The sequence below is a fragment of the Pseudomonas emilianonis genome, from assembly GCF_023072625.1.
Taxonomy (GTDB): domain Bacteria; phylum Pseudomonadota; class Gammaproteobacteria; order Pseudomonadales; family Pseudomonadaceae; genus Aquipseudomonas; species Aquipseudomonas paraveronii.
The window spans coordinates 1-10,635 of record NZ_JAKNRV010000174.1; the positions used below are offsets into that span (position 1 = coordinate 1).

The 10,635-nt window shown below is 61.3% G+C and carries 8 protein-coding genes; 6 read left to right on the forward strand and 2 right to left on the reverse strand.

Annotated features, from left to right (window positions below; translation table 11 throughout):
- On the forward strand, positions 1–307 hold a 307-nt coding region (locus L9Z73_RS17540), incomplete at its 5' end, for a LysE family translocator (RefSeq protein ID WP_247403378.1).
- On the opposite strand, the gene L9Z73_RS17545 is transcribed toward L9Z73_RS17540, so the two are convergent.
- Together L9Z73_RS17545 and uraH are read right to left on the reverse strand one after the other, a co-directional pair.
- Entirely contained in the window at positions 304–5,574 is a 5,271-nt protein-coding gene (locus tag L9Z73_RS17545; protein ID WP_247403381.1) for a dermonecrotic toxin domain-containing protein, read from the reverse strand. The two genes, L9Z73_RS17540 and L9Z73_RS17545, sit on opposite strands and share 4 nt — an antisense overlap.
- A 142-nt stretch (positions 5,575–5,716) precedes the next feature.
- Entirely contained in the window at positions 5,717–6,070 is a 354-nt protein-coding gene (uraH, locus tag L9Z73_RS17550; RefSeq protein ID WP_247403384.1) for a hydroxyisourate hydrolase, read from the reverse strand.
- Between the two features lie 389 nt (positions 6,071–6,459).
- On the opposite strand from uraH, the gene puuE reads away from it, so the two are divergent.
- From puuE to L9Z73_RS17575, 5 genes are all read left to right on the forward strand, one after another.
- Complete coding sequence (gene puuE, locus L9Z73_RS17555) at positions 6,460–7,386, forward strand: allantoinase PuuE (RefSeq protein ID WP_247403387.1); 927 nt, start codon at positions 6,460–6,462, stop codon at positions 7,384–7,386.
- Entirely contained in the window at positions 7,383–7,898 is a 516-nt protein-coding gene (uraD, locus tag L9Z73_RS17560; RefSeq protein ID WP_247403389.1) for a 2-oxo-4-hydroxy-4-carboxy-5-ureidoimidazoline decarboxylase, read from the forward strand. The genes puuE and uraD overlap by 4 nt, the downstream gene beginning before the upstream one ends.
- Before the next feature lie 41 nt (positions 7,899–7,939).
- Positions 7,940–8,935: an allantoicase gene (alc, locus tag L9Z73_RS17565; RefSeq protein ID WP_247403392.1), complete on the forward strand. Its 996-nt coding sequence runs from the start codon at positions 7,940–7,942 to the stop codon at positions 8,933–8,935.
- Positions 8,936–9,082: 147 nt separating this feature from the next.
- Positions 9,083–9,586: an ureidoglycolate lyase gene (locus L9Z73_RS17570; protein WP_247403395.1), complete on the forward strand. Its 504-nt coding sequence runs from the start codon at positions 9,083–9,085 to the stop codon at positions 9,584–9,586.
- 51 nt (positions 9,587–9,637) lie between these two features.
- On the forward strand, positions 9,638–10,635 hold a 998-nt coding region (locus L9Z73_RS17575; protein ID WP_247403398.1), incomplete at its 3' end, for a urate hydroxylase PuuD.

A 10,635-nucleotide genomic window follows, 5' to 3' on the forward strand; every position in this document is an offset into this window, starting at 1 on the left:
CGCCACGCCGCGTTTTCGCGCCTTGTTTGGCCGTGCGTTTGTGCTGGGCGCCAGCAACCCGAAGGACATCCTGTTCTTCGCCGCCTTCCTGCCGCAGTTCCTCAGCAGCGACCGGCCGTTTCTGCCGCAGTTGCTCGTCATGATCGCCACCTGGACCGTACTCGACCTGCTGTGCAAGCTCGCCTACGGTCTTGGCGCCCACGGTGCTGCGCGGTATTTGCGCAGCGGCAACGGCCAGAGCTGGTTCAACCGCACCAGTGCCGGGCTGTTCGGGGCCGCTGGCGTTGCGTCGCTGATCAACCGCTAGGACGGGGTCACTTTGGCGAAATAGACGCTCGGAAGGGCGTCCCCTGCAGTAGGCCATTGGACGCCCGCTACGATTCGAAACAGGCGCTTGTCGTTCATCGCACTCTTGACGGCAGCAAACGCCACCGACGTCGGATTATTGCTGATCGCAATATTGAACCAACGATCCGTCAGCCGGCGTTCCAACTTGATAGACCCCAGCTCAAGCCAATGAACGGACACGTAGTACACCCGGTTTGAACCGGAAAGAGGATGAGTCACGAATAATTCACGGGTGGTCTTGTTGCCGTGCCTTACCAAAAGCTCCTCGACGCTGAACCCCTGTTGTTCCAGCACACGCTTGATCGCCGCGCACTGTGCAATGTCTCGCCGAGGTCCCATCTCGCGGCCGCCGGATCGCAGCGCCGGGTCCAAGTCGGTCACCTTGAAATCGACGCGAGTGAAGCCCGGTGCCTTGCCGTCAAAACCGACGTGAAAGGTTCTTTTGCCCCTTTCGGTGGACCGCAGCATTCTCAGCAAATCATCCGTCTGACCCGCCCTCGCGGGGGCTGGAGGCGACCAGTTGTCCAACGTCGCACGGATATTGAGCAGATGCGTGGCCGTTGCCGGGCGGGATGGGCCTGCCAACTCAATCAACCTTGCGGCGGTAAACTGTCGACTGGAGAGCGTCATGGTGGGGAACACCGCGCCCACATACTCCGGCAAAGGCTTATCGAACAGGGGCGCATGGACCAGCCATTCACCCGCAGGGCTACGCGTCACCGGGAAAGGCTGCTCCAGAATATCCACGCTGGTCCAGCGCTCAATGTCAAAACTGGCCAATGACACCATTGGCTCATTCCTGTGGATAAACACGATGCCGTCCAACGGCGCCTGATCACCCTGAGGGAGCATCCTGTAATAGCCGCTCATAGGGTCCATCACGCCGGTATTCGGCGGGGCCACCCGAAGGACATTGTGGGGAAACCCTCGGGTGTCCGACGCAATATGAAACACGTCGGGAACCAGAGAAGGCGCATCCGGGCTCTGAAGTGAAGTCCGCCAATTCGACCAGTAGCTCGACGTCGTGGATGACTGGCGAATGGCGTCTTCCGTAGCAACCCGTGCAGTCGCGGGCCACCAGTCGGGCGGCGGTGGCGTCGCAGGCGCGCGCCATGGGTTGAGCACGCCGGAACTTGTGCCCGCCACCGGTTGCGGGGCGTCCGCGCCGAGTGACCATTCCTTGGGCTGATGGAGGTGCAAAATCAGTTCGTCTTGCCCCGGCGCCTGCGTGTTTTTCAGGCGAAATACCGGTTCGTTCCCACGCCGGTAAAGGGGGTAATAGTGCGTGTCATCCGCCACAAAGGGCTCACCATTTTTCACATAGACGCCCGACTCACCCGGCCCTTTCAGCGCAATGGCGCCCTCCGGCACCCCCTTGATTTTGAACCGTTCCAAGGCTTTCAACTGGGTCACGGGGGACGGTGCCGTGCGGGAAACCCCGCTGTGTACCGTCATCCGCAAACGATGTAAGCGCCCCAGCAACCCTCTCAGCACCGGCCGCGCAATACCTGCGCCGGCACGGCCCACCTTCTTCGGGCCGGGGATTAAGTTCAGCAGCAGGTCGATCGCCATAAAGGCGCTCATAAAACCCACATCGACCGCATCGTGGGGGTCGCCGAAACGGTGATAACTGCGCGATACGCGCAGCAACTCATAGAAGTCATTGAACATCCCGTGCAACGGCGAGAAAAACCCCACCACCGCCCGCACGCGGGTGTCGCCCTGCTCACTCAGACGGCGGGTTCGATAGCTCGCCAACGCCTTGCCGGAATGGCTGGCGGCTTGGGTCCGCCGTTGCAAATCCAGCACGCTGGCGTGGTAGAGCAACGCCTCGGCGTTGCTGTGGGGCGTAGCCACAAACCCCAGCCAGTCCTGCGGATCACTGGCGATCTGCTCAAGGGTTTGGGCTTCGATCTCCTCAAGCACCGCCGCAGGCTCCAGGTGCTTGATGCTGAATGAACGAACAAACTCGATCCCGCGCCAGATCCCTTTCGCCATGAAAAAAGCCGGTATGGCTTTAAGCGTTTTTGCAGCCTGGACGTGTGCACCGCCGCCCTCCGCAGGCTGGGGGATCGCCTCGAATGCCCAGCCCGGTGCGACCTGCCGCGCCAGCGCCTTGACGTTATCCGGTAACGCGCCGATGCGGTTCAATTCAGCATGGGCCCGTTGCAGGCTGCCGTACTCGGTCAGGACCAGGGACGACGGCGCATCGGGCCAGTAAACCAGGCACAGTTCGGAGCGCCGGTCATGCACCACCACGATCCCTGCGACATAGCGATCATGCTGCATCGTGTGGCCCACCAGATGAACCACGTACAGCTGCAACTGGTGCTGGTTGTTCGACAGGTCTTGCGGTGTGCGGGCCGCCATCGCGGTCTTGAATACGCTTTGTGCAGTCGCCGTCAGCCCCTGCAGAGTCGCGCAGAACCGGTGATACTCAAAGCCCGCGCGCAAGGCGCGATTCAACAGTTCGCGAATCCGCCCGTTGCTGAGCGCGCGGTCGGCTTCAATACGCGGATAAAAAACCCGGTTGATCGCGGTGTCGTACTGACCGCCGATATCCAGCGAAGACACCATACGGGTCAAGTAGTCGGCATTCAGGCGTTGCTTCCACTCAGGTTGCAGATAGCGCGCGCGATTGAATCGCCAAGCGGTCCAGGGCGCCAGTGGGTCGAGGTTATGCAGCGTCAGTTGCAGCAGGCTGAAGGTCGTGCGCGCTGCGGTTGGGGTCAGCACGATGTTGCGATCACCTACCGTACAGCCGCTGATCCATCCACAAAACGCACCGTGGACATCATCCGGCATATCAATCAACGGTTGGTCGATGTCCAACAGCGGGAAGAAACCATCCTGGCGCAAACGGGCGATCAACGCGCGCCGGGCGAATGTATCCAGGTCAGGCAGGCGTTGCCCAAGTCGGCCTTTAAACGCAAAGGCGCTGCCCAGGTACAGCCGCAGCAAGCGCTTGAAGGCTCTACGCTGGGCCCGTGTTGCGTGCGCCAACCAAGTGGGCAGTTTCTTCGCGTCAGACGCCGCCGTGCGCAGCAGCTCGATATTGGCCAGAGCCTGGCTCAGGGCGTTATTGAGCGGAATATTCAGTTGCTCTTCCAGCTCGACCATCAGCAGCGAACGGCTGAGCTCGGCATCCGTCACTTCACTGAAAATACGCGTGATGTCTTCGCGGCTTTGTTTCAAGCGGGCGTAGCAGCCCAGCAGTTTCTTGAGCGCCACCAGCGCAGGCTTGCCCTTGATCTCAACGTAGCGCACGCCGAGGGTTCCACAGGCCGCATGTGCGCGTAAGTCACGCCGCTTATCGTGCTCGACGCAGCCCCAGAGCACCGAGTCGTCAAGGCTGCTCAGGCTCGCCTTGAGGCTTTGGGTCAAGGCGTCCAGTCCGGCAAACGCCTTGACCCCGCCTTCGATTCCAAACGCGTACACCACCACCGGGAGCTGGCGCGACGGGCGCCTTACCGCCGCTGCCGTGGTCACCACCCACACGTTATGGAGGGCGTAAAACGCGTCCGGTTCGCTGCCCACCGCGATCGACAGGACTCGGGTCTGACTGCCAAGGCGTTGGGTGGGCGACGGGTGCTCCACCACGTCGATCATCAGGTCGCGATGCGCCGTACTGATCAGCTTGAGCCGGTGTTGCAACTCAACCTCGCAGCGCAGGGCCTCGGTTTGGGTGCGCATGAACAGCGACACGCGCCTGGGCGTACCCGCGCCGTCGGGACGCTCGGCCCAAAAAGCCAAATCGAGCAACCGATGCTGCCCATCCCGCATCAGTGTCTTCAACACCTCGGCATGCGCCTTGAGTTGGCCCACCAGCGCCACGATTATCTGGTACGCAAGCGTGTCGGCGCAGGGATCGTCCGGGACCAGCAGCGCAACCAGCGCTTTTTCGTAGCGTTTGACCTGATGCTCAGCGGTGCGCAGAGCCAGGCCGGACGCCGTGCTGGCGAAGATGATTTCTGCGCCTCGTCGTTGTCGATCCCAGTTGAGCAATTGATCGCCAATAACGCCGAGCCGAGCGCCACCGACCAGTTGCCGCCTCGCCCCCTCCACCTGTGCCAGAAAAGGTGCGGCGTCCAGCGGCTGAGGCCGAGGCCGTTGTTCAGAAAACACGTGCGCGTAATTGATCTTCACCGCACAAGCCAGCTCGTTGCTCCATTGCCCGGTCAGCAACGCCTGGGCGCACAGCGTCAGCGCGTCGTCCATCAGCGGCAGGCCGCGAACAAAGCGGTGTGCCGCAGACAAGACTGTTGGCCGGCATAAGTCATTGCGCCGACTCAGCGGCAAGCACTGCCAGAGCGCGTGGAACCGGGACCGGTCCAACACCAGCAGGCCGTCCTGCAGGGCCGTGTAGGACGGGTACTCGTAGAAGTTGCAGCCCTCTCCCGGCAGATAAACCACATGCGGTGCCTCGCTGGAGTCGCCTTCGCGATAAAGATGCAAGACGCCGGGAATCGCTACCGAAGGCGTACCCGGCCACAGCAACTGCCCCACTTGCAGCGTGGCCCAAGCCCCGCCCGCACGCTGGCGAGCCTCGGCGGTGGGGGCATCGATCAGGGCCTGAACCATGTCCAATGCCGCACTCGATAGCTGCTCCAGTTGCCGCGCCATAAACGCCCGGTCGGCGAAGAGCACCTTGTGCAACTCGACCCAGCGCTCCCGGCGAGTGAGCCAGGAACCCTGCGCCAGGGCGTCCCAATAGACGCTGACCGCATGGGCCAGGCGCTCAAACAGCCTCAGCGCGATCACACGGCGCAGTGCTTCCAGCGGCGTATAAGGCAAGCGCCGGTTCGGCTCGTCTTTAACGCTCAGGGTGGTGAATTGATTGACGTTGATCACCACCGTCGGCAGGACCAGCAACGCCAGCGCCCGATCGGTCAGGCTGTCGACTTTGCGCGGCACGGCTGGCGGCTTGGGCTCGGTGAACAACAGGTGGTCCGGGTCCATCTCGAACGCTTTGCGCAGCTCGGCGCGAATGACCGTCAAAACTTTGGGCGAGCGTCCTATCAGGCGTGCCAGTGTCCGCGTCGCGGTGATGCAGCGCGCGTCGGCAAGACCGATCTGATTGATCAGGCGACTGGGATGGGTATGGGCGTTGATTCGCCGTTTCAACTGTTCGCGAATCGCCTGCGATTGCGCTTGGGCAGCGAGGTCCGGGTCGTCGGCAGTAACGGTATCGGCTGAAACGCTCGCGTGATCGGGGGACGAGGTCATGGTGTTTTCTTCTGCATGAGGAAAACGCCCAGCCTAGGCAGTGCCTCCGTGCAAAAGGCGCTAGATAGTTGCACGCGCAAGCGACATGAAAAGCCCGCCGTGTGGGCGGGCGAAAAACCAGCGAAGAGCTTTGGGGTGGCGCTCAGCTACCGCGGTAGGTGGAGTAACTGTAGGGCGAAATCAGCAGGGGCACATGGTAGTGATCCTGTTCAGCGCTGATGCCGAAACGCAGCACCACCACGTCGAGGAAGGCCGGCTCTGGCAATTGCACGCCACGGGCACGGTAATAGTCGCCGGCGCTGAATTGCAGCTGGTACACACCGCTGCGGTAGTCGTCGCCTTGGAGCAACGGTGCGTCGCAGCGACCGTCACTGTTGGTCACAGCGCTGGCAACCAGCTCCAGTTGCGCGCCGTCGACGCGGTACAGCTCAACCTTGATGGTGCTGCCGGGACAGCCGTGAGCGGCGTCCAAAACGTGTGTGGTCAAACGTCCCATGGCGTGTACGCGCCTCCCGAGGTCAGTAGAAGTGAATGTCGCACTTTTTTTGTGCAGCGAAAAAGCCGGCGCCGGCTAATTAAGACACTTTTTAAAAAAATTGTACACAATAAAAATCACAAACCCCACGATCCTCCGGCCGACCTTGCTCGACCGGCCGATTCACGAGTAATCCTTGCTTTTAAACAACCTTTTGTCCATTAGCTGACCAGTCAGGCAAGTTTCTTGCTACACCCTTGAAGGTGAGCGTGGCGGAAAAAAGGCAGAAATCCAGGCTTACAAAGTGGGCAATAAGTTGTATACAATCACTCATCACTGTGACGCCACTCAGTCTTTCCACTGCCCGGCCGCCACACACACCGCTACCACGCACAAGAAGGAAGACTGCAGTGAGCGCTGACTACCCACGCGACCTGATCGGTTACGGCAGTAACCCTCCTCACCCCCACTGGCCGGGCAAGGCACGCATCGCGTTGTCTTTTGTACTCAACTACGAAGAAGGCGGCGAGCGCAATATTTTGCACGGCGACAAAGAGTCCGAAGCCTTCCTTTCGGAAATGGTCTCGGCCCAGCCGCTGCAGGGCGAGCGCAACATGAGCATGGAATCGCTGTACGAATACGGCAGCCGTGCCGGCGTGTGGCGCGTCCTCAAATTGTTTAAAGCATTCGATATCCCGCTGACCGTCTTCGCCGTGGCCATGGCCGCCCAGCGCCATCCGGACGTGATCCGTGCAATGGTCGCCGCCGGCCATGAGATCTGCAGCCACGGCTATCGCTGGATCGACTACCAGTACATGGACGAGGCCCAGGAACGCGAGCATATGCTCGAAGCCATCCGCATCCTCACCGAACTGACCGGCGAACGCCCGCTGGGCTGGTACACCGGCCGCACCGGCCCGAACACGCGGCGCCTGGTGATGGAGGAAGGCGGCTTTCTCTATGACTGCGACACCTATGACGACGACCTGCCCTACTGGGAACCCAACAACCCCACCGGCAAGCCGCACCTGGTGATCCCTTACACCCTGGACACCAACGACATGCGTTTCACCCAGGTGCAGGGTTTCAACAAGGGCGATGACTTTTTCGAGTACCTCAAAGACGCGTTCGACGTGCTCTACGCCGAAGGGGCCGACGCGCCGAAGATGCTTTCCATCGGCCTGCACTGCCGCCTGATCGGCCGCCCGGCGCGCCTTGCGTCGTTGAAACGCTTTATCGAATACGCCAAGGGCCATGAACAGGTGTGGTTCACCCGCCGTGTCGACATTGCCCGTCACTGGCACGCCACGCACCCTTACAAGGGAGCGGCGCAATGACCGCGTTCCAGACCTTGAAACCGTCGAGCCTGAGCCGCGATGCATTCATCAGCGCCTTTGCCGACATCTACGAACATTCGCCATGGGTGGCTGAAAAGGCCTTCGACCTGGGCCAGGACGCTTCGATCGACGCGGTCGAAACCCTGCACCAGCGCATGAGCGACATCCTCTTGAGCGCCGATCACACCCGGCAACTGGCACTGATCAACGCTCACCCGGACCTGGCCGGCCGTGCGGCCATCCAGGGCCAACTGACCGAAGCCAGCACCCAGGAACAAGCCGGCGCCGGTATTCACCAATGCACGGCCGAAGAGTTCTCACGCTTCACCGAGCTGAACGAGGCCTACAAAGCCAAGTTCAAGTTTCCCTTCATCATGGCGGTAAAAGGCAGCAACCGGCATCAGATCATCAACGCGTTCGAATCGCGCATCCATAACCCGGTGGACACCGAGTTCAAGTGCGCGCTGGACGAGATCAACAAGATCGCGCTGTTCCGCTTACTGACCCTCTAAACGACCATCCCCAGCCACTCTATCCAAGGCAGACAAGAAGAATGAAAGCGCAACCCTTACCGTTCGAGAAGTTCGTCAACCTCGCCGACGCCCGCCTCGGCACCAAGATCATCTCGGTGACCGATGACTGGTTCGCCGACGCCAACCGCCTGTTCCAGCCGACCCCGGCTGTGTGGAAGGAGGGTGTTTTCGATGATAACGGCAAGTGGATGGACGGCTGGGAGTCACGCCGCAAACGCTTCGAAGGCTACGACAGCGCAGTGATCCGACTGGGCGCAGCCGGCTCGATCAAGGGCGTGGACATCGACACTTCATTCTTCACCGGTAACTTCCCGCCGTCGGCCTCCCTGGAAGCCTGCTTCCTGGCCTCGGGCGAGCCGGACGACAGCACCGAGTGGGTGGAAGTGCTGTCGGCCGTCGAACTGCAAGGCAACAGCCACCACTACCACGCAATCAACCACGACCAGGCGTTCAGCCACCTGCGCTTCAACATCTACCCGGATGGCGGCGTGGCCCGTCTGCGTGTGTACGGTGTACCGTTCCGCGACTGGTCGGCGGTGGGCGACAACGAACAGGTCGACCTGGCTGCCGCGCTGAACGGCGGCCGCGCCCTGGCCTGCTCCGACGAACACTTCGGCCGCATGGGCAACCTCCTCAATCCGGGCCGTGGCGTCAACATGGGCGATGGCTGGGAAACCGCCCGCCGTCGCACGCCAGGCAATGACTGGGTGATCGTCGCGCTGGGCCATGCGGGCGAGATCGAAAAAATCATCGTCGACACCCTGCATTTCAAGGGCAACTACCCGGACACTTGCTCGATCCAGGCCGCCTTCGTCAAAGGCGGCACCGACAGCCAGATCGAAACCCAATCGCTGTTCTGGCGCGAACTGCTGCCGGCGCAGAAGCTGGAAATGCACGCCGAACACACCTTCGCCGAGCAGATCAAGGCGCTGGGGCCGATTACCCATATCCGCCTGAATGTGTTCCCGGATGGTGGTGTGAGCCGCCTGCGAGTATTGGGCAAGGTTTCGAAGTAAGCGGTGAACCCCCGTGGCGAGGGAGCTTGCTCCCGCTGGGTCGCGAAGCGGCCCCAAAACAATGGGAGCGCTTCGCACTCCAGCGGGAGCAAGCTCCCTCGCCACAAAAGCAGATCAAACAACACAGAACTCGGATAAGAGACAGCCATGCGCACACTGATGATCGAACCCCTGACCAAAGAAGCCTTCGCCCCCTTCGGAGACGTTATCGAAACTGACGGCAGCGATCACTTCATGATCAACAACGGTTCGACCATGCGCTTCCACAAACTGGCGACGGTCGAAACCGCAACGCCGGAAGACCACGCCATCATCAGCATTTTCCGCGCCGACGCGCAGGACATGCCGCTGACCGTGTGCATGCTGGAGCGACACCCGCTGGGCAGCCAGGCGTTCATACCGCTGCTCGGCAACCCCTTTCTGATCGTGGTCGCGCCACTTGGCGATGCACCGGTATCAGGCTTGGTCCGCGCCTTCGTCACCAACGGCAGGCAGGGCATTAATTACCATCGCGGCGTCTGGCACCACCCGGTGCTGACGATCGAAAAGCGGGATGACTTCCTGGTGGTTGATCGCAGTGGCACCGGCAATAACTGCGATGAGCATTTTTTCAAAGAGGATGAGCGGTTGATCCTCGCCCCCCACCGATAAGAGAAGGCCTGATCACCCGACAACAAGGGCGACAAGCGAGAGGTAAAGACTGTGGAAGCACATCTGTTGGAATGGCTGAACCTTAGCGTGCGCTGGGTTCACATGATCACTGGCGTCGCCTGGATCGGCGCGTCGTTTTACTTTGTCTGGCTGGAAAACAACCTCAATCGCGTCAACCCCAAGGACGGCCTGGCCGGTGACTTGTGGGCGATCCACGGTGGCGGTATCTACCACCTGGAAAAATACAAACTGGCCCCGCCGACGATGCCGGACAACCTGCACTGGTTCAAATGGGAAGCCTATTTCACCTGGATGTCGGGCGTCGCGCTGCTGTGCGTGGTGTTCTACCTCAACCCTACGCTGTACCTGCTCGCCCCTGGCAGCAGCCTGAGCGGCACCGAAGGCGTGTTGTTGGGCATCGGCTCACTGCTCGCTGGCTGGTTCATCTACTCCTTTCTCTGCGACTCGGCCCTGGGCAAACGCCCTGCCCTGCTCGGCCTGACCCTGTTCGTGCTATTGATCGCAGCGGCGTATGGCTTCAGCAAAGTGTTCAGCGGCCGGGGCGCGTACCTGCATGTGGGGGCGATCATCGGCACCATCATGGTCGGCAACGTGTTCCGCATCATCATGCCGGCGCAACGCGCGCTGGTGGCGGCAATCGCGCAGAACCGCACGCCGGACCCGGCCCTGCCGGCCAAGGGCTTGCTGCGTTCACGGCACAACAACTACTTCACCTTGCCGGTGCTGTTCATCATGATCAGCAACCACTTCCCGAGCACTTACGGCAGCCAGTACAACTGGCTGATCCTGGCGGGGATTGCCGTGGCAGCGGTGTTGGTGCGGCATTACTTCAACACCCGGCATAACAGCCAGAAATATGCCTGGACCTTGCCGGTGGGCGCGTTGGCAATGATTTGCCTGGCGTATGTCACCGGGCCCAAGCCGGTCACGGACGTAGCCAAGACACCGGCAGCCATCGAGTACCAACCGTTGCCGGAAACCGCGCTGGGCGGTGGCGTGAAACCCGCTGCGCCCGCCGCACCCGCTGC